Here is an 18855-nt window from a genome sequence, read left to right as displayed (position 1 = left end):
CCGGCGCGACCCCTGCAACTCGTCCGCTTCGTTGAAGGCGGCCGGCGCGGTGCGATCGGCATTGTCGAGAAACAGCGTCACCTCGGCGGTGTTGCGCGCCGGGCGCGTTCCGGAGCCGGAGAAGATCACATCGTCCATGCCCGAGGCGCGCATGTTCTTGTACGAACTCTCGCCCATCACCCAGCGCAGCGCCTCCACCAGATTGGACTTGCCGCAGCCATTGGGCCCCACCACGCCGGTCAGCCCGTTCTCGATCACGAACTCGCTCGGCTCGACGAAAGACTTGAACCCCAAAAGGCGCAATTTGGTGAACTTCATGCCGGCCGCGCCTTCTTCGGCGCATGCGCGAACGGCCGGCAAATGCATTGCCCGCTAAAGCATGCCGTCGATGATCGCCGACATTTCCTCAATCGACATGGCTCCCGAGTGCTTCATCCCGTTGATGAAGTGTGTTGGAACGGCCTTGTACCGGGCATTCCAAACCCCAATTGCACATAGCTCTGACTTCATCCAGAAGCGTGCTGTCCGTCAAGCAAGCTTCGAAGCTCTCAGGCGAGAAACCCGCAATTCCGGCGGTTTTCAACAAGGTATGGTGGTTGTTGCCTGCCCCGGCCTACCATAATTGGGGGTTAAAGAGACACGGAAGACACCGAACCGATTGCCCCGGGACACCAGGCAAACGAAAAATCGGCTTCCCAACCCACAACCATTGAACGTCAAACGCACATCCAGACCGCTTCAGCCCGGACGAAAAAACACGCCGCAAACGACGCTCGATCGAGCGTCACCGACCGGGCCGGTGACGCGCAATCGCGGTTAAAGCATGCCGTCGATAACAGCCGAAATCTCGTCGATTGACATGGCGCCGGAGTATTTCTTCCCGTTGATGAAGAAAGTCGGCGTCGCGTCGACGCCGAAATCGTTGGCCCCGCGTGTGCGCACCGCGCGCACCTTGGTCAGAAGCTCCTGATCGGTCAGGCAGGCCTCGAAACTCTCCTGCGTGAAACCGGCAAGTTTGGAAATCTTCAAAAGCGCGGACTGCGCGTCCTGCACCGGCGCCCAGTTGCCCTGCTGCTTGAAGAGCACGTCGACCATGGCGAAATACCTGTCGTCGGAGCAGCGCGCCAGCATGAAGCCCGCCTCGGCGCGCGGATCGAATGGGAACTCGCGCATGATGAAGCGCACCTTGCCCGTATCGATATATTTTTCCTTCAGTTCTGGATAGGTTTGCGTATGGAAGGTGGCGCAATGGCTGCATGTCATCGAGGCGTATTCGACGATTGTCACCGGTGCGCCTTCCTCGCCGAGCACCTTGTCCTCCAGCGCCCCTTCTTCGAGCAGCTTGTCCATGTCCACCGAGCCGGTCGAGGCCGGCGCATCCACGGCAGCCGTGGTTACGGGATCCGTCGCGGACGCGCCCGCATCGGCCTCGGCATTGCTGTCGGAGCATGCGGCAAGGCCCAGTCCAAGCGCCGGCAAGGCGGCCATGGAAAGAAGAAGTCTGCGTCGCTGGATCAGTTCGGACATGAAGTTTCACCTGTTCGTCTTGGAGTGTTGCCTGTTGTACCGCCACAAAGCTGGCGTTTCGGGCGAATTTGGGTCAAGGACGGATTTTTCTAAAGCAACCGTCTTATCACGTTTTGGTGATCGCGGATCATTTGCGCCGGCCCAGGATGTTCGCACCGAGTTTTTGCAAAGAGTCCCGCAGTCCCTCATCTTCCACGCCTTCGATCAGGCGCTCGATGCGCGCGTTTTCCGAACCCGTCAGGGGACGTGCGATTGGCGGTCGGCGCGTTGGCGGTTGCGCGACCGGCTTTTGAACAATCTTCAATCGCCCCACCGCCGCAAAACCCAAAAACGCGTTCACCCGGCCGATCACCTCACCGGTCTCATGCTGCAGACGCAGAGCCGCAGCCCCCTCGCAAGCGATCACCAGCGTGGCCGGCTCGAACGGATCGTCCTCATGCCGGCGGCGCGGCCAGACGAGCTTTTCGGGCCGTGTGCTGAGCGCCAGCCGCTCTCCAACAATCTCGCTCCACGACTGCACCAGTTCCACCGACAATCCGGCGCGCTTGCGCATCACCGGGTCGAGAATGCCGGTGGCGAGGTCGCTCACCGCGACGGGATTGCCGTAATGCTTCTTCCCTGTCATGACATGAGCACTCGAATTGATCCGCAACGCATATTGAGTTTCTCTCCAGTATGGCACGCACGGAAGCGTCGGTCACCGACGCGCACGCATCTTCGACCGATTTTTCGCGTCCGCTGCTGGCCTGGTACGACCGCCATCATCGGCATCTGCCCTGGCGCACGCCGCCCGCGGAGACCAAACTCGGCGTCCTGCCTGACCCCTATCGTGTCTGGCTTTCCGAAATCATGCTCCAGCAGACGACCGTCGGCGCGGTCAAACGCTATTTCGAGGCTTTCGTCGATGCGTGGCCGACGGTCGAGGCGCTCGCCGCCGCGCAGACCGACGACGTCATGAAGGCCTGGGCCGGACTTGGGTATTACTCGCGCGCCCGCAATCTCAAGAAATGCGCCGAAACCGTCGCCGGGGAGCATGGCGGACGCTTTCCCGGCTCCGAAGCCGGGCTCAAGGCGCTGCCCGGCATCGGCGACTACACTGCCGCCGCGATCGCCGCCATCGCCTTCAACCGGCCGGCCGCCGTGGTCGACGGCAATATCGAGCGCGTCGTCACGCGCCTATACGCCATCGAAACCCCGCTGCCGCAGGCAAAGCCCGAGATCCGCGCCCATGTCGCGGCGGCGCTGCCACACGACCGGCCGGGCGATTTCGCACAGGCCATGATGGATCTGGGGGCGACCATCTGCACACCGCGCAAACCGGCTTGCGTGCTTTGCCCCATCACCCATGGCTGCACAGCCCGGCGCGAAGGCACCGCCGAACGTTTCCCGATAAAGGCCCCGAAAACGGAGAAGCCCGCTCGCCGGGGCGCAGCCTTCGTCGCGGTGCGCGCCGATGGCGCGGTGCTTCTGCGCCGGCGTCCGCCGGAAGGTCTTCTGGGCGGCATGACGGAGGTGCCCGGCAGCGCCTGGACGGCGCGGCACGACGGCGTGTCCGACGACACCGCAGCCCCCTTCCCCGCCGATTGGCGCGCAGCCGGCACGATCCGCCATGTCTTTACCCATTTCGCCCTGGAGCTTTCCGTCTTCCGCGCCGAACTGCCTCTGAATGCGCCGGCCGGCGATGGGTGGTGGTCGGCGCCCGACACGCTGCCGGGCGAAGCCCTGCCCACCGTCATGAAAAAAGCAATCGAGGCTGCGATTCCCGGAGCCACGAAGAAACGCCGAAAGGGATAGAACCGCATGAGCCAGATCCGCCATATCGTCTTCGACATCGGCAAGGTGCTGATTCACTACGATCCTGAAATTCCCTATCGACGCCTGATACCCGACGACGTCGCGCGTCGCCGGTTTCTCGACAATGTTTGTACCGGTGAATGGAATGTGGAGCAGGATCGCGGCCGCAAATGGGAGGATGCCGAGGCACTCCTCATCGCCAAGCACCCGCACGAGGAAGAGAACATTCGCGCTTTCCGCCGTCACTGGCACGAAATGGTGCCGCACGCCTATGACGATTCGGTCGTCCTGCTGGAGAACCTCATCGACGCCGGCCACGACGTGACCATGCTCACCAACTTCGCCGCCGACACCTTCCTCGAGGCGCGCAAACGCTTTCCCTTCCTGGACAAACCGCGCGGCGTCACCGTTTCTGGCGAAGTGGGGCTTATCAAGCCCGACCGGGCAATCTACGACACCCATGTGGAAAGCTTCGGCCTGGAACCGCAGGCAACGCTCTTCATCGACGACAGCGAGAAAAACGTGGAAGGAGCGGAAGCGGCCGGCTGGCACGCGGTTCATTTTTCGGGAGCGGAGAAACTGCGGGCCGATCTCGGCAGCTACGGCTTTGCCGTCTAACACGGTTCCGAGAATTCACGCAAAGAGTCGCAAAAGTACTCTATCCACCGGTTTTTCAAGGAAATAATCGACTTCAGAATCGATCCTGAAGTCGATTATTTTATGGATCAGGCGGCCACGCCCTGCATGTTGTCGCGCATGACCTGACGCAGGCTGTCGATGGGTTTCAGGCATCCCTCGTCCTCGAAGTGCCAGAACGTCCAGCCATTGCAGGCTTCGAGCCCCTGCACGCGGGCGCCGATGCGATGGATCGAACCCGCCTCGTCGCCAATGGCGATGGTTCCGTCGGCGCGCACATTGGCCGTCCAGCGGCGCTTGGAATCGTGAAGTTGCGCGCCAGGCTGCATGAGTCCGGCATCCAGCAGGCTGCCGAAGGCCACGCGCGGCGCTGCGCGCTTGCCCTGCATCTGCGCCAGGTCCATGTCGTCCAGCGGCTCGATCCCGGCGATCCGCGCGCTCGCCGCTTCGATATAATCGTCCTGACGCTCGATACCGACGAAATGGCGTCCGAGCCGCTTGGCGACCGCGCCGGTCGTGCCGGAGCCGAAAAACGGATCGAGCACCACGTCGCCCGGCTTGGTCGACGCCATCATCACGCGCGCCAGAAGCGCTTCGGGCTTTTGCGTGGGATGCAGCTTGCCACCGTCCTCGTTCTTGAGACGCTCCTTGCCCGTGCAGATCGGGAACAGCCAGTCGGAGCGCATCTGAACGTCGTCGTTGGAGGCCTTCAACGCCTCGTAGTTGAAGGTATAGCTCTTGGTCGACTTGTCGCGCGAGGCCCAGATCATCGTCTCGTGCGCGTTCTGGAAGCGCCGGCCGCGAAAATTCGGCATCGGATTGGTCTTGCGCCAAACAATATCGTTGAGCAGCCAGTAACCCAGATCCTGCATCACCGTGCCGACGCGAAAAATATTGTGATACGAACCGATCACCCAGATCGTGCCGTTCGGCTTCAGGACGCGGCGCGCAGCCAGCATCCAGGCGCGGGTAAAGGCATCATAGGCGGCGAAGCTGTCGAACTGATCCCAGGCGTCGTCCACCGCGTCCACGCGCGACTGATCGGGGCGGTGCAACTCGCCGTCGAGCTGTAGATTGTAGGGTGGATCGGCAAAGATCACGTCGACGGATTTTTCCGGCAACCGTTCGAGCGCCGCAATGCAGTCCCCCTTGATTATCGTATCGAGCCATTCGGCTTTTTTCGGTTCGGGTGCAAGCTCATCGATACGACGCACGGCGGACATGGACTGACCTCTAACTCGGACTGTTAACCTGCCGTTATGGTTACGGAAGATGGTAAATATTCCGTAAGGGTCCGTGTCGATTTGCGGCTTACGCGCAGCTATGCAATCTTCCCCTACGTCAAGTTTCCTCCCAGGGAGAACCGGCATGATCCGTACCTGCGCGTTGAGCGTCCTCGCAGCCCTTGTTTTCGTGTTTCCCACCATGGCGGCTGGCAAGACCATCATCGTTCTGGATGGCTCGGGGTCGATGTGGGGTCGGATCGAGGGAACGACCAAGATCGAGATCGCTCGCGATACGCTGCGCCGGGTAATGGGGACACTGCCGGAAGACACGGAATTGGGGCTGGTTGCCTACGGGCACCGTGAAAAAGGTTCCTGCTCCGATATCGAGATTGCCATTCCGCCCGCATCCGGCACGGCCGACGCCATCGTGAGCTTTGCCGACAGGCTGAATCCGAAGGGCAAGACGCCGCTGTCCGAAGCCGTGCGGCAGGCCGCTTCCGAATTGCGCATCGAGGAGAATGTCGCGACCGTTATTCTTGTGACGGACGGTCTGGAGACGTGCAATGCGGATCCGTGCGCGCTCGGCCGCGAATTGGAAGCCGCGGGGGTCGACTTCACCGCCCATGTGGTGGGCTTCGGTCTCTCCGAGGAAGAAGGCCGGCAGGTCGCCTGCCTCGCAGAGAATACCGGCGGTCTCTATCTGAAGGCGGACGACGCCGGCCAGCTTGCCGAAGCGCTCGAGACCACCGTCGCCAAAACCCCCGAACCGGAGCCGAAGCTTGAACCGGCGGCGGTCGAGTTTAACGTGCGCGGCATCGCCCGTCTGTCGCAGGGCGGGACGGACATGACCGACAATCGTCAAGTGCGATGGGACTTCATCCCGCTCAGTGAGAATGGCGCGCCGGAAACACGCAGCGCCGCTGGCGGTTATAGCGGCGTCTTCTCAGCCAACGTGCCCCCCGGTTCCTATCGCGCCAGAGCCCGCCTTGGACGCATCGTTTTCGAAACCGATGTGGACCTCACAACCGACACGACGACCGATGTGGTGGCCGTGCTCGATGCTGGTTTGGTCGAAGTCACGCCCAAGCGGACCGCCAATGAAACCCAGGCCGACCGAAGTGCACGTGTCGACGTTCATTTCGGCGACACCAAGGATGGCGGCTACGGCAAGACCAGCGTCTGGGCCAAGGCCGGTCCGATCACCGTCACCGGACGCATCGGCAAGGCGACTGTGGAGGAAAGCCATGAACTGACGGCCGGCGAAACTCTTGCGCTGGATCTGATCATCGGTTCCGGACTTGTCGTGCCGTTCGCCGTCTATGCCGAGGGTGGCCCCGAGGTCGAGGGCAACGGCATCCGCTTCGACGTGTTGGAGGCCAAGGCCGACATCAACGGCAATCGCAAATCGCTTGCCGGCCAGTATGGCCCCGGCAAGCAGGGGATGGACGTGCCGCCCGGCGAATACATGCTCTATGCCCGTTTGGGCAAGGCCGAGACCATGGTGCCCATCACCGTAAAGGCTGGCGAGCGCACCGAGGCAAGCGTCAACATCAACGCCGGCGTCCTCGCCGTATCCGCGCCCGGCGCCTACAGGATCGAATTCCGCGAAGGAAAGAAGGATATCCAGGGTCGTCAGAACAGCTTGAGCGGAGCTTACGACGTCGAGGCGCAGGAAACCCTGCCGCCCGGCGAATACGAGGTCTTCGTTCGCTACGAGGGCGACAAGGCGGAGAAACGTCAAAAGGCAACGGTCGTCGCCGGCGAACGCACGGACGTCGTCGTGGAGTAGCCATCGGAGGGATTTCGAGGAGTTGTTTCCGCGCGGCATAAGGGCTATGTCGCGCGCCGAGCCGTTTCTTCTCTCTTCCAACAGGTCAGGTCCCGCCATGCCAGTTCCCGAACTCGTCATCTTCGATTGCGATGGCGTTCTCGTCGATTCGGAAATCATCGCATCGCGTGTCGAAGCGCGGGTTCTGACGGAAGCCGGTTTCGAGATTACGCCCGAGGAACTCGCCAGCCGCTATGCCGGCCTCACCTTCAAGGACATCTTATTGTCCATCGAAGAAAACGCCGACGCTCCGCTTCAAGCCACTCTGATCGACCGGGCTGAAAGCGAGGTCGATCGAAAGGTGCGCAAGGACGTTAAACCGCTCGATGGCGTTCACGAAGCGGTCGCCGCCGTCGCCGTTCCTAGGTGCGTCTGCTCCAATTCCAGCCATGAACGCGTCGAGGCCATGCTGGCCCGCACTCGGCTCCTTTCCTTTTTCAAGGGGCACATCTATTCGTCGCTGGAGACGCCCACGCGCCAGCCCAAGCCAGCGCCCGACGTCTTCCTCTACGCTGCCGAGAAGATGGGCGCCGCGCCCGGGCGCTGCTTTGTCATCGAGGACTCGGTGCATGGCATCGCTGCCGCGAAGGCAGCAGGCATGCGCGTCATCGGCTTCACCGGCGGCTCGCACATTCAACCCGGCCATGCCGATCTTCTCATGGAGGCCGGCGCGGAAACCGTCATTCACCGCTTCCAGGATCTGACCGCCGTCATCGCCGCATTGTCGGAATGGACCGAAGACGCTTGACCGAAAGACCCTGACGAACTGATTCAAGGTCAATTCCGAACTGTCTGATAATCAATAAAAAGCGGACCTTGGCCCGCTATTTATTGCAAACGCCGAGGTTCGAAAAATCACCGGCCGCCGTTCGGGCCTTCGTCGTAACCGACCATCACCTGAATGCTGCGGTCCGGCGCGCCTGAAATCGTGATGTTCGGATCGTTGAAGATGAACTGCGTCGCGCCGGCCGTGTCACTGATCGCGACCTGGTGCTGGAAGAGCTTTGAATAAACCACTTCGCCACCGCGAATCGCGGCAATGCGAATGGGCATGGTGATCGTTCCCGTCGTGCCGACCGGTCCCGGCACCACACGCCCGGCCACAGCCACGGTCATGCCGAAGGAGCCGGTGCTGTAGGTGCATTTACGCGTCACGTCGGAGATCGATGCTTGGTAAATGACCTTGTCCGCCTGATCCTGCCCACCCTTCTGATATGTGGTGAAATACGCCGTGCCCTCGCGCAGCGAAACCGGCGGGCAATAGGCGCGCAACTCGCTTTCGCGCACCGCATCCACAGCCTGATCGGCGGATTGGACGGCCGGCTGCCGTGCATTGCCGCCTTGAAGGTTCATGCCGTCCGTCGCGTTGTCGGATTGGCAGCCGGACATGACGGCAGCGGCGGAAAGCAGGATGGAACTGACGAAAAGACGATAATTGACCAAGTGACATGCCCCGTGGATCTGCGCATCCTTCAAGCAGACCGGAAACGGTCGAGCGAAAAGGCAGCGGAGAGATGACAGATTTTTTCGGCAAATGCCAGAAAACCCGTCATCGACAATCAATTTCCATGCGGTTTGAGTGGAAAACCGGTTCCCACCCGTCCAGATCATGCTCTATACCAGACGCGCGGCTGGAATGCGACGGACTCTTGCGCGCACCGGCTGTTCTCCCTCGCAGTTCATGAGGCAATACGACGAATGGCGACAGATTACATCAGCACGCGTGGCGATGCGCCGGCGCTCGGGTTCTCCGATGCGATGCTGGCGGGCCTTGCCCGCGACGGCGGGCTTTACGTTCCTCGCCAGTGGCCGCGATTCTCCGCCGAGGACATCCGCGCCATGGCCGGCCTCGGCTACACCGAAATCGCCTTTCGTGTCCTTTCCCCCTTCGTCGGCGATGAAATCGGCGCTGCGACCTTGCGACGCATCATCGACGAGAGCTACGCCACGTTCCGCCATCCTGCGGTCTGCCCGCTCGTGCAGACGGGTGCCAACGAGTTCATCCTCGAACTCTTCCGCGGTCCCACCCTGGCTTTCAAGGATGTGGCCATGCAGCTTCTGGCCCGCCTCATGGATCACGTTCTCGCCGAGCGCGGCGAACGCGTGACCATCGTTGGCGCGACCTCCGGCGACACGGGTGGAGCGGCGATCGAAGCCTTCGCCGGCACCGAACGCGCCGATGTCTTCATCCTTTTCCCGGAAGGCCGCGTCTCGCCGGTTCAGCAGCGCCAGATGACCACCTCCGGCGCATCCAATGTCCATGCGCTCGCCGTTAAAGGCAATTTCGACGATTGCCAGGCGCTGCTGAAGGACATGTTCAACGATCATCGTTTCCGCGATGGCGTTTCCCTTTCCGGCGTCAATTCCATCAACTGGGCCCGCGTCATGGCCCAGATCGTTTACTATTTCACCGCCGCCGTTTCGCTGGGTGCGCCCGGCCGGGCCATATCCTTCACGGTGCCCACAGGCAATTTCGGCGATATTTTCGCCGGCTACGCGGCCAAGGCGATGGGCCTGCCCATCGACCGGCTGGTGATCGCCACGAACGACAACGACATTCTCGCCCGCACGCTGGCCACCGGCGAATACGCCACCCGCGAGGTGGTCTCCACCACCTCGCCCTCCATGGACATTCAGGTGTCCTCCAATTTCGAGCGCCTGCTCTACTTTGCGTCCGGCGGGAACACGGATGAGATTCGCCGCTATATGGAAACGCTGAAACAGTCCGGCCGCTTCACCGTCGAGGAAAAGACTCTCGACCGCATCCGCGAAGACTTCGCCGCCGGGCGTTCCGACATGGCCGAGACGGCCGCGACGATCGGCGCGGTCTGGGACGAAAACGGTTATCTGCTCGATCCGCACACCGCCACCGGGGTGAAAGTGGCACGCGCCCTGCCCGCCGCCGTTTCGCCTATGGTGGTTCTGTCCACCGCTCATCCGGCCAAGTTCCCGGCGGCCGTCGAGGAGGCGAGCGGCATCCGGCCCGCGCTGCCGGAATGGCTCGGCGACCTGATGAGCCGCAAAGAGTCCTTTACAGTCCTTTCTTCAGACTTAAGAATGCTTCAGGATCATATAAGCCGCCACGCGAGGGCGGCGCGTTAAGTTCAGTACAGGGAGTCAGAGCAATATGGGTGTTGAGGTAAGCCGTCTGTCGAACGGCCTGACGGTCGCAACCGAAACCCTGCCTCATCTGGAGACCGTTGCGTTGGGGATCTGGGTCAAGTCCGGGTCGCGCAACGAGTATGAGAACGAGCATGGTATCGCGCATCTTCTGGAACACATGGCCTTCAAGGGCACCAGCAAGCGCAGCGCTCGCCAGATTGCGACGGATATCGAGGATGTCGGCGGAGAGATCAACGCGGCCACCAGTGTCGAGACCACGGCCTTCTATGCCCGGGTTCTCAGCGCCGATATGCCTCTGGCAGTGGAACTTCTGTCCGACATACTGACCGATTCCAAGTTCGACCCGCATGAGCTCGAGCGCGAGCAACATGTGATCCTGCAGGAGATCGGCGCGGCCCACGATATTCCCGACGACATCGTCTTCGACCGGTTCACCGAGACTGCGTTCCGCCACCAGGCACTCGGTCGGTCGGTGCTTGGAACGCCGGAAACGGTCAAGTCGTTCACATCGGATCAGTTGCGCGGCTTCCTGGAACGCCAGTATTCGGCCGACCGCATGGTAATTGTCGCCGCCGGCGGTCTGAAGCACGAGGATTTTGTCCGCGAGGTGGAGAACCGCCTGGGCGGGTTCCGCAGCAAGGCCGAAGGCGCGCCGCCGCAATACGCGCATTATGTGGGCGGTGACTTTCGCGAACACCGCGACCTTATGGATGCACAGATCATTCTCGGCTTCGAGGGGCGCGCATATCACATGCGCGACTTCTACGCCTCGCAGGTGCTCTCCACCATCCTCGGCGGCGGCATGTCCTCGCGGCTTTTCCAGGAAGTGCGCGAAAAGCATGGCCTTTGCTATTCGGTCTACGCCTTCCACTGGGGTTTCTCCGATTCCGGCATTTTCGGCATCCACGCCGCGACCGGAAAGAGCGATATCGAGGAGCTCGTTCCACTGCTTCTGGGCGAGTTGCAGAAAACGGGGCAGAGCATCGGGCAAGACGAGCTTGAACGGGCCCGCGCCCAATATCGTGCCGGTCTCATGATGGCGCGCGAAAACCCGGCCAGCCGCGCATCGCAGATTGCCCGGCAGCTTCTTCTCTACGGCCGCCCTATCGACGTGGACGAGTTGATGGATCGACTGTCCAACCTCACCCTCGACCGTTTAACGGATCTGTCGCAACGTCTCTTCACCTCGAAACCCACACTTGCGGCGATTGGCCCCGTCGGTAGCCTTGCGCCGTTCGAATCGATACAGGATGCACTTGCCGAGCAGGGCACATTGCCACGCAAGCTCGCCGTGTAGGATCGTCGCGGACATATGCTGGACGTGCCCTTTTTCCGCCGCCCGCCTCCGGCGCTCAAGGGCGAAACCGTGTTCCTCAGAACGCCCGTTATGAGCGATCATGCGGAATGGGCGGCGCTGCGCGAAGCAAGCCGGGGCTTTCTCGTTCCATGGGAGCCGAGCTGGGCTCCCGACGAATTGTCCAAAAGCGCGTTTCGTCACCGACTCAAGCGCTACCGCACGGAATATGACAACGGAACCGGCCTCAGCTTCTTCGTCTTCGATGCGCGCACGCAGGCTCTGGCCGGAGGCGTCACCATGTCCAACATCAGGCGCGGCGTCGCCCAGACCGGCAGTATCGGTTACTGGATGGGCGAGCGCTATGCCGGGCGCGGCATGATGCTCGCGGCGCTGCATCTGCTCATCCCCTACGCTTTCGACGGGTTGCGGTTGCACCGTCTGGAAGCCGCCTGTATTCCAGACAACAAACGATCTGTCGGTTTACTTGAAAAAGCCGGATTTCGGCGCGAAGGCCTGCTCAGATCCTATCTCAGGATCAACGGTTCTTGGCGTGATCACTATCTTTATGCGCTGGTCGCCGAGGAGCGTCATGTGCCTGCATTAGAAACACGAGGCTGATTTCCTTGTCGCGTTCCGTTCTTCCCGCATTTCTGGCGGCTTTGGCCGTGGCTTTCATCGCCCTGTTATCGGCTGCCGGAACGGCCCGAGCGATCGAACCGATCAAGATCGCCCGCGACGACGTGGCTCTGGATCTGTCGGGAGCGGTGGAAATCTATCGCGCGCAGGGAGATGCATTTCAGGTTTCGACGGCACCGGATGTCGACGGCATCGTGCGGCGCATCGAAGTGGAGGCGCAGGATGAGCGCTCCACCGGCGATTGGGCGGTTTTCGCGCTTGCCAACACGACGGACCAACAGCTCGACCGCCTCATCGTCGCCCCGCATTTCCGTCTGGTCGGGTCGGGTCTCATCTGGCCAGACCTCGGCTCGCAGCGCATCGCGGCCATCACGCCGAGCTCCGGCTTCACGCTCGATCGCCAGGAAAGCCCCGACGCGGACGAATTCCGTGTCACCCTCAATCCGGGCTCCGTCGTCACCTTCGTCGCCGAACTGTCCTCACCCAACCTGCCGCAGGTCTATCTGTGGGATCCCGGCGCCTACAAGGATACGGTGAACGCCTATACCCTGTTCCGCGGCATCGTCATCGGCATCGCCGGTCTGCTCGCCCTCTTCCTCACCATATTGTTCGTGGTCAAGGGCACGTCGATGTTTCCGGCCACTGCCGCGCTCGCCTGGGCGGTTCTGGCCTACATTTCGATCGATTTCGGCTTTTTGAACAAGGTGATCGAGATCACGCCGGGCAACGAGCAGATCTGGCGCGCCGGCACCGAGGTCGGGCTTGCCGCCACGCTCGTCGTCTTCCTTTTCGCCTATCTGAACCTGAACCGCTGGCACGATCATTTCAGCTATGGCGTGCTCGCCTGGATTCTCGGCCTCGGCATTATCGCCGGCTTCGCCATCATCGATCCGGCAGTGGCCGCCGGCATTGCCCGCATCTCCTTCGCCGCCACCGCCGTGGTCGGTCTCGGCATCATCGTCTATCTGAGCCTGCAGGGCTATGATCGCGCCATCATGCTGGTGCCCAGTTGGGTCATGATCATCGCCTGGATGGTCGGCTCCTGGATGGCGATAACCGGCATTCTCGACAACGATATCGTCCAGCCGGCCATTGGCGGCGGTCTCATCCTGATCATTCTCCTGATCGGTTTTACGGTCATGCAGCATGCCTTCGCCGGCGGTGCCCTTTTTCAGGGCCTGTTCAGCGATATGGAACGTCAGGCGCTCGCCATTTCCGGCTCCGGCGATGTGGTCTGGGACTGGGACGTCTCGCGCGACCGCATCATCACGCGACCGGATGTGAGCCGCCAGCTCGGCCTGCCTTCCGGCAGCCTGCATGGCCCGGCGCGCGAATGGCTCTCCACGCTCCACACCGAGGACCGCGACACCTTCCGCACAACGCTCGACGTCGTGCTGGAGCAGCGCCGTGGCCGCATCTCTCAGAGTTTCCGCCTGCGCGGCGCCGACGGTCACTATCACTGGTTCGATCTGCGCGCGCGACCCGTCATCGGCTCCGACGGCCAGGTGATCCGCTGTGTCGGCACCATGGTCGACGTCACCGAGCAGAAAAAGGCCGAAGAGCGCCTCCTACACGATGCCGTGCACGACAATCTGACCGGGCTTCCGAGCCGCGAGCTGTTCCTCAACCGGCTCGACGCCATCATTTCCATCGCGCGCATGGAACAACAGGTGCGGCCGACCGTCTTCGTGATCGATATCGACCGCTTCAAACAGGTCAACGAGGAACTCGGCATCTCCGTCGGCGACACAATCCTGCTTACCATCGCCCGCAGGCTTCACAGGCTTCTGAAGCCGCGGGATTCGCTGTGCCGGCTCTCCGGCGACCAGTTCGCCATGATTCTCCTGTCCGAGCAGGAGCCCGCGCGCATCGCCGCCGTCGCGGATTCGGTCAAGCAGGCTATTCGTACGCCGGTCACCTTTGCTCGCCGCGAGATCGTCCTCACCTCGTCCATCGGCCTCATTTCATGGACATCCACGCAAGAATCGGCCGAGGAAATGCTCAAGGACGCGGAGCTTGCCATGTACCAGGCCAAGCGCTTCGGCGGAGACAGGATCGAACCGTTCCGCCCAGCCTTCCGTTCCATCGATAACAACCGGCTACGCATGGAATCGGATCTGCGCCGCGCAATCGATCGCTCCGAACTCAAACTGGTCTATCAGCCGATCATCCGCCTCGAAGATCAGTCGATCGCCGGTTTCGAAGCGCTGCTGCGCTGGGATCATCCGCGGCGCGGCGCGATCGCGCCGTCGGACTTCATTCCGGTTGCGGAGAGTTCCGGCCTTATCGTTCAACTCGGCCTTTTCGCCATGCAGCAGGCGGCCGAAGATCTTTACCGATGGCAAAAGCAGTTTTCCGATACGCCGCTCTTCATGTCGGTCAATCTTTCAAGTCGCCAGCTCATACGGCGCGATCTCGTCGGCGACGTTCGCTCGGTGATCGCGCGTTCAGGCGTTACGCCCAAGAGTTTCCGGCTGGAGCTTACCGAATCGGTTGTCATGGACAATCCCGAGCAGTCGGCCCATGTCCTGCAGAAGCTCAGGCAGATCGGCATCGGCCTTTCGCTCGACGATTTCGGAACCGGCTATTCGTCGCTCTCCTACCTGTCGAGTTTCCCTTTCGACACGATCAAGATCGACCGGCGCTTCCTGGAAGATCACAGCGCGCGCGGCATCGTGCTGGTGCGCTCCATGGTGAAAATGGCGAAGGAACTCGACCTTTCCGTCGTTGCGGAGGGCGTTGTCGATCATCAGGATGCGCAGCAACTTGCGGAGATGGGGTGTGATTACGCCCAGAGCTTCGTGTTCGGCGAGCCTGAAGATGCCGAAACCACCGGAAAACTCCTGTTCGAACACACAACGGCAGCCAAATCCTGAAAAGGAAAGGCTGTTCGCACAAACCCCTGTGAAGTTTGAGACGTCAGGCGTGGCCGGCGATCTGGCTGAGATTTGCCGCGTCGATACCGATCGAAGCCAAAACGCCGTCGTACTTCTGCTCTATGTCGCCTTCGAAAAGAAGTTGCGGCGTCGCCGGGCACGTCAGCCAACCATTCTCGCCGATTTCCATTTCGAGCTGGCCGGCGCCCCATCCCGCGTAGCCGAGCGCCATCAATGCGTGACGCGGCCCCTGCCCGAGCGATATCGCCCGGAGCATGTCGACGGTTGCCGTGAGGCATATGCTGTCTGAGACCGGCATGGAGGATTCAACGACATAATCGTCCGTGTGGAGAACGAAACCTCGGCTTCGATCCACCGGCCCGCCATTGCGCACAGGCATGTTGCGCGCCTCTTGCGGCAGCCGGATGGCTTCCGATTGTTCCAGGATTCCCAGTTGAACGAGAATATCGGGGAAAGCGAGTTGTTGGGGCTGATTGATGATCAGCCCCATCGCGCCTTCTTCGCTATGGGCGCACAGATAAATCACCGCGCGCGCGAACCGCTCGTCGCGCATGCCCGGCATTGCGATCAGGAATTGGTTTTCCAGATACGGAAGTCCCGTCATTTCCCTGCTGCGCCCTTGGGTTTCCATGCTTTCAGCCTAACGTGTTTTACCACGCCTTGAAAGGCGGATATCGGACCGTAACGTTGAACCGGTAACGCATTTATGATGCGTCCGGCCAAACCGGGTGTTGCGGCTCCCTTCCGCCCGCTGCAATCTCCCGTCATGATTCGATACGCACTGGTCACGGTTCCGTTGCTGGCGGTGTCACCGGCATTCGCCGCCTCAAGCCAATGGCAGGAAAGCGAGGGCGGTGCGGTGCGCCTTGTTACGACCGGCTTGCCGGATAAGGACGGCAATCTGCGGGGCGTATTGGAGATCGATCTCAAACCCGGATGGAAGACCTATTGGCGCAATCCGGGCGCTGCCGGCATTCCGCCGCAGATAGACATCTCGCGCAGCCCCCATATCGGCACGGCCGAAATCGGCTATCCTGCCCCCGAACGCATCCACGACGGCGAGACACAATGGGCGGGCTATAAGCATTCCGTCTCCCTGCCGATCACGTTCACGCTCGATCGGGCGAACGCGGTAACGCTGATCGATGCGGATGTGTTTCTCGGCATCTGCGAGACGATCTGCATCCCCTTCCAGGCGTCATTCATGTTCGATCCCGGCGCGGGAGCGGAGGATGTTGGCGACGCCCTTGCGGTCGAGCGCGCATTCGCTTCCCTACCCGCTCCCGCCGACGCGCATTTCGGCATCACCGGAATCGAGAGAAGCGGAGACGCCCTCATTCTCAAGGCAAGCCTACCGCCATCGGCGCAGAATCCCGCTCTTTTCATCGACCATGAGCGCGCGCATCTGCTCGGGACGCCGAGACTTGAAAGCCCTGGTGAGGATTCCGCCAACTTCATTGTTGAAATATCGCCCGGCGAGGTGGAGGAACTTGAAAACACCCTCCTTATATATACCTTGACGGTCGACGGAACTGCCGTCGCAGGGGATATTGAAATCCCCTGAAACAGTTTGATTTTAAACGATTTTCAGGAGTGTCAGATGAAAGTTTCAGTAGGTGATCGTATACCGGATGCGACCTTCAAGAAAGTTAGCGCCGAAGGGGCGGAAGACGTAGCCGCCAACGACTTTTTCTCCGGTCGCAAGATCGTTTTGTTTGGCGTTCCGGGTGCATTTACCCCCACCTGCAGCAACAGTCATCTGCCGGGCTTCGTTGAGAACGGAGAAGCGATCCGTTCGCGCGGTGCCGATGATATCGCCGTCGTCTCCGTGAACGACGCTTTCGTGATGAAGGCCTGGGCCGGGTTCACCGGCGCGGAAGACAAGATCACCTTCATCGCCGATGGCAATGGAGATTTCACCAAGGCGATGGGGCTCGACATCGACCTTTCCGTCGCCGGTCTCGGCAATCGCTCGAAGCGCTATTCGATGATCGTCGATGACGGTGTGGTCAAGGCGGTCAATATCGAGGAGAATCCCGGCGAGGCGGAGATGAGCGGCGCCGCCCGTATTCTGGATCAGCTTCAGGGTTGAGATATCTAGAATGGCCGGCCGGGAACGCTCCTGGCCGGCCTTGTTTGCCGCGTCAAACCCGAACCTAAACTTCTTTCGGGTCAGCGCCGCTTCTTCTTGAAGGGTTCCATACCGGCCCGTGCAAGCGCGTCGGCGCGCTCGTTTTCGGGATGGCCGGCATGGCCCTTGACCCAATGCCATTTTATCTTGTGACGCCGGCGCGCCTCGTCCAGCGCCTGCCATAGCTCGGCATTCTTCACCGGCTTTTTCGCCGCCGTTCTCCAGCCATTGCGTTTCCAGCCCTCGATCCAGCCGGAAATGCCGTCGCGCACGTAAACGCTATCCGTATAGAGATCGACCTCGCACGGGCGCTTCAACGCATTCAGCGCCTCTATTGCCGCTTTGAGTTCCATCCGGTTGTTGGTGGTTTCGGCCTCACCGCCGGACAACTCCTTCTCCACGCCATTGTGACGCAAAAGCGCGCCCCAGCCGCCAGGGCCCGGATTTCCCGAACACGCTCCGTCGGTGTAGATTTCCACGCTTGTCACTTTATGCCGATCCCATATTCGGACGCTGAACCGATCTGCCGGTGGAAGCGCAGCCGGCGCACATACTCCATCGGGTCGCGCTTGTTCACCAGCGCACCGTCTGGGATGGTCAGCCAATCGTAGAGCCGCGTCAGCATGAAACGCAGTGCCGAACCGCGCGCCAGAAGCGGCAAAGCCTCGATTTCGCCAGGCTCCAGCCGGCGCACGGACTGATAGCCGTCGAGAAGCGCTGTCCCCTTGGTCAGATTGTAGGAACCGTCGGCTTCGAAACACCAGGCGTTGAGGCAGGTGGCAATATCGTAGGCCAGAAGATCGTTGCAGGCGAAATAGAAATCGATGATCCCCGAAACCCGATCTGCGAGAAAGAAGACGTTGTCGGGAAAGAGATCCGCATGGATGACACCGGTCGGCAGATCCTCCGGCCAGCCATCAGAGAGCGCTGCGAGATCGGCCTCCACTTCCGCTTCAAGACCCGGCTCGACCTCGTTGGCACGCGGCTTTGCCTTTTCCCAGAGCGGACGCCAATCGCCCACGGTCAGCGCGTTGGCGCGCGTCAGTTCGAAACCACGAGCGGCCAGATGCATGCCGGCCACCGCCCTGCCCACTTCGCGGCAGTGTTCCGGCGTGGGTTTCCTCAGCCACATGCCTTCCAGAAACGTGATCAGCGCGGCCGGCCGTTCGGCGATCTCGCTCACCACCGCACCATCGCGCCGGCGCACGGGCAGCGGGCAATTCACGCCATGCTGCGCCAGATGCTCCATAAGACCGAGAAAAAACGGCAGGTCAGCACGCTCCACGCGCCGCTCGTAAAGCGTCAGGATGAAAGCCGCCTTGGACGTGTGGAGCAGATAGTTGGAGTTTTCCGATCCTTCGGCAATCCCCTTGTAGGACAGGAGATCGCCAACGTTGTATTCCCGCAGAAGCGCGCCGAGCTCGACCTCGGAAATGTCCGTATAGACCGCCATGCTTATGCGTTGCCGTTCACGAATGCCATGTCGGCGTGCGTCAGTTCCACATCCCGCAAGGCCCGCATGACCGGAAAATTCTCCGTTTCTTCCGCCGTGATCGCGAGCTCGACCGTCACGTCGAAACGCTCGCCGAACGCGTCGATGATCTCGTTGACGATGATCTCCGGTGCCGATGCACCGGCCGAAAGGCCGAGAGTACGAATGCCGTCCACCTCGTCCCAGGGGATTTCCGATGCGCGCTGCACGAGCAGGGAACGCTTCGCACCGGCTCGCTCGGCGACTTCCACCAGGCGGCGCGAATTGG

Annotated in this window: 18 protein-coding genes and 1 pseudogene; 10 read left to right on the top strand and 9 right to left on the bottom strand. The window is 61.4% G+C overall.

Going from position 1 to position 18855, the window contains the following annotated elements; genetic code table 11:
• The 3 genes from QZ638_RS15175 to QZ638_RS15165 form a co-directional block, all read right to left on the bottom strand.
• Window positions 1–318, bottom strand: a 318-nt coding sequence (locus tag QZ638_RS15175; RefSeq protein ID WP_295812141.1) for an AAA family ATPase, incomplete at its 3' end; no start/stop codon positions are given.
• Window positions 319–816: 498 nt separating this feature from the next.
• Window positions 817–1527, bottom strand: coding sequence for a DsbA family protein (locus tag QZ638_RS15170; protein WP_295812139.1), 711 nt, complete (start codon window positions 1525–1527; stop codon window positions 817–819).
• 127 nt (window positions 1528–1654) lie between these two features.
• Entirely contained in the window at window positions 1655–2152 is a 498-nt protein-coding gene (locus QZ638_RS15165; protein WP_295812138.1) for a DUF721 domain-containing protein, read from the bottom strand.
• A gap of 50 nt (window positions 2153–2202) precedes the next feature.
• Between QZ638_RS15165 and mutY the strand changes: the two genes are divergently transcribed.
• Window positions 2203–3321: an A/G-specific adenine glycosylase gene (gene mutY / locus QZ638_RS15160; protein ID WP_295812135.1), complete on the top strand. Its 1119-nt coding sequence runs from the start codon at window positions 2203–2205 to the stop codon at window positions 3319–3321.
• A 6-nt stretch (window positions 3322–3327) separates the two neighbouring features.
• Window positions 3328–3939 (top strand): HAD family phosphatase, encoded by a 612-nt coding sequence (locus tag QZ638_RS15155; protein ID WP_295812133.1) that lies wholly within the window; start codon window positions 3328–3330, stop codon window positions 3937–3939.
• A gap of 107 nt (window positions 3940–4046) precedes the next feature.
• Here QZ638_RS15155 and QZ638_RS15150 read toward each other — a convergent pair whose 3' ends face one another.
• Window positions 4047–5180 (bottom strand): site-specific DNA-methyltransferase, encoded by a 1134-nt coding sequence (locus QZ638_RS15150; RefSeq protein ID WP_295812131.1) that lies wholly within the window; start codon window positions 5178–5180, stop codon window positions 4047–4049.
• 145 nt (window positions 5181–5325) lie between these two features.
• Between QZ638_RS15150 and QZ638_RS15145 the strand changes: the two genes are divergently transcribed.
• Together QZ638_RS15145 and QZ638_RS15140 are read left to right on the top strand one after the other, a co-directional pair.
• Window positions 5326–6972: a VWA domain-containing protein gene (locus QZ638_RS15145; protein WP_295812126.1), complete on the top strand. Its 1647-nt coding sequence runs from the start codon at window positions 5326–5328 to the stop codon at window positions 6970–6972.
• A gap of 97 nt (window positions 6973–7069) precedes the next feature.
• A complete protein-coding gene (locus QZ638_RS15140; protein WP_295812123.1) occupies window positions 7070–7759 on the top strand; it encodes an HAD family phosphatase in 690 nt (229 codons plus the stop codon).
• A gap of 107 nt (window positions 7760–7866) precedes the next feature.
• Here the strand turns inward: QZ638_RS15140 and QZ638_RS15135 are convergent, their stop codons facing one another.
• Window positions 7867–8454 (bottom strand): hypothetical protein, encoded by a 588-nt coding sequence (locus tag QZ638_RS15135; RefSeq protein WP_295812120.1) that lies wholly within the window; start codon window positions 8452–8454, stop codon window positions 7867–7869.
• Between the two features lie 255 nt (window positions 8455–8709).
• Here QZ638_RS15135 and thrC point away from each other — a divergent pair, with 255 nt between their 5' ends.
• From thrC to QZ638_RS15115, 4 genes are read left to right on the top strand one after another with little or no spacing between them, the layout of a single operon-like run.
• Window positions 8710–10113 carry a threonine synthase gene (gene thrC / locus QZ638_RS15130; RefSeq protein WP_295812117.1) on the top strand — a complete coding sequence of 468 codons (1404 nt, stop codon included), beginning with the start codon at window positions 8710–8712 and terminating at the stop codon, window positions 10111–10113.
• Window positions 10114–10138: 25 nt separating this feature from the next.
• Window positions 10139–11431, top strand: a complete 1293-nt coding sequence (locus QZ638_RS15125) for a pitrilysin family protein (RefSeq protein WP_295812115.1) — start codon at window positions 10139–10141, stop codon at window positions 11429–11431.
• Between the two features lie 15 nt (window positions 11432–11446).
• Complete coding sequence (locus QZ638_RS15120) at window positions 11447–12049, top strand: GNAT family protein (RefSeq protein WP_295812112.1); 603 nt, start codon at window positions 11447–11449, stop codon at window positions 12047–12049.
• Between the two features lie 32 nt (window positions 12050–12081).
• Window positions 12082–14943: an EAL domain-containing protein gene (locus tag QZ638_RS15115; RefSeq protein ID WP_295812143.1), complete on the top strand. Its 2862-nt coding sequence runs from the start codon at window positions 12082–12084 to the stop codon at window positions 14941–14943.
• 43 nt (window positions 14944–14986) lie between these two features.
• Here the strand turns inward: QZ638_RS15115 and QZ638_RS15110 are convergent, their stop codons facing one another.
• A complete protein-coding gene (locus QZ638_RS15110; protein WP_295812109.1) occupies window positions 14987–15568 on the bottom strand; it encodes a YqgE/AlgH family protein in 582 nt (193 codons plus the stop codon).
• A gap of 162 nt (window positions 15569–15730) precedes the next feature.
• On the opposite strand from QZ638_RS15110, the gene QZ638_RS15105 reads away from it, so the two are divergent.
• Entirely contained in the window at window positions 15731–16528 is a 798-nt protein-coding gene (locus QZ638_RS15105) for a protein-disulfide reductase DsbD domain-containing protein (RefSeq protein ID WP_295812107.1), read from the top strand.
• A gap of 36 nt (window positions 16529–16564) precedes the next feature.
• Window positions 16565–17056, top strand: a complete 492-nt coding sequence (locus QZ638_RS15100; RefSeq protein WP_295812105.1) for a peroxiredoxin — start codon at window positions 16565–16567, stop codon at window positions 17054–17056.
• Window positions 17057–17136: 80 nt separating this feature from the next.
• On the opposite strand, the gene rnhA is transcribed toward QZ638_RS15100, so the two are convergent.
• From rnhA to QZ638_RS15085, 3 genes and pseudogenes are all read right to left on the bottom strand, one after another.
• Entirely contained in the window at window positions 17137–17583 is a 447-nt protein-coding gene (gene rnhA, locus QZ638_RS15095) for a ribonuclease HI (RefSeq protein WP_295812102.1), read from the bottom strand.
• The gene (locus QZ638_RS15090) at window positions 17580–18548 is read right to left on the bottom strand and encodes a homoserine kinase (protein ID WP_295812101.1); all 969 of its coding nucleotides are present in this window, start codon (window positions 18546–18548) and stop codon (window positions 17580–17582) included. The genes rnhA and QZ638_RS15090 overlap by 4 nt, the downstream gene beginning before the upstream one ends.
• 2 nt (window positions 18549–18550) lie before the next feature.
• A pseudogene (locus QZ638_RS15085) lies at window positions 18551–18855 on the bottom strand (4-hydroxy-3-methylbut-2-enyl diphosphate reductase); the annotation flags it as partial.

The sequence above is a fragment of the uncultured Nitratireductor sp. genome, from assembly GCF_913053745.1.
Lineage (GTDB): Bacteria > Pseudomonadota > Alphaproteobacteria > Rhizobiales > Rhizobiaceae > Nitratireductor.
Note: the sequence above shows the minus strand (reverse complement) of the source record. Positions and strands in the feature narration are given on the sequence as shown.

Excerpts from the sequence above, each read along its gene's own strand:
- QZ638_RS15155 (WP_295812133.1), top strand. The coding sequence starts at position 3,328 with ATGAGCCAGATCCGCCATATCGTCTTCGACATCGGCAAGGTGCTGATT.
- QZ638_RS15125 (WP_295812115.1), top strand. The coding sequence starts at position 10,139 with ATGGGTGTTGAGGTAAGCCGTCTGTCGAACGGCCTGACGGTCGCAACC.
- QZ638_RS15150 (WP_295812131.1), bottom strand. The coding sequence starts at position 5,180 with ATGTCCGCCGTGCGTCGTATCGATGAGCTTGCACCCGAACCGAAAAAA.
- QZ638_RS15120 (WP_295812112.1), top strand. The coding sequence starts at position 11,447 with ATGCTGGACGTGCCCTTTTTCCGCCGCCCGCCTCCGGCGCTCAAGGGC.
- mutY (WP_295812135.1), top strand. The coding sequence starts at position 2,203 with ATGGCACGCACGGAAGCGTCGGTCACCGACGCGCACGCATCTTCGACC.
- QZ638_RS15170 (WP_295812139.1), bottom strand. The coding sequence starts at position 1,527 with ATGTCCGAACTGATCCAGCGACGCAGACTTCTTCTTTCCATGGCCGCC.
- QZ638_RS15105 (WP_295812107.1), top strand. The coding sequence starts at position 15,731 with ATGATTCGATACGCACTGGTCACGGTTCCGTTGCTGGCGGTGTCACCG.
- QZ638_RS15140 (WP_295812123.1), top strand. The coding sequence starts at position 7,070 with ATGCCAGTTCCCGAACTCGTCATCTTCGATTGCGATGGCGTTCTCGTC.
- QZ638_RS15110 (WP_295812109.1), bottom strand. The coding sequence starts at position 15,568 with ATGACGGGACTTCCGTATCTGGAAAACCAATTCCTGATCGCAATGCCG.
- QZ638_RS15165 (WP_295812138.1), bottom strand. The coding sequence starts at position 2,152 with ATGACAGGGAAGAAGCATTACGGCAATCCCGTCGCGGTGAGCGACCTC.
- QZ638_RS15145 (WP_295812126.1), top strand. The coding sequence starts at position 5,326 with ATGATCCGTACCTGCGCGTTGAGCGTCCTCGCAGCCCTTGTTTTCGTG.
- QZ638_RS15100 (WP_295812105.1), top strand. The coding sequence starts at position 16,565 with ATGAAAGTTTCAGTAGGTGATCGTATACCGGATGCGACCTTCAAGAAA.
- QZ638_RS15090 (WP_295812101.1), bottom strand. The coding sequence starts at position 18,548 with ATGGCGGTCTATACGGACATTTCCGAGGTCGAGCTCGGCGCGCTTCTG.
- thrC (WP_295812117.1), top strand. The coding sequence starts at position 8,710 with ATGGCGACAGATTACATCAGCACGCGTGGCGATGCGCCGGCGCTCGGG.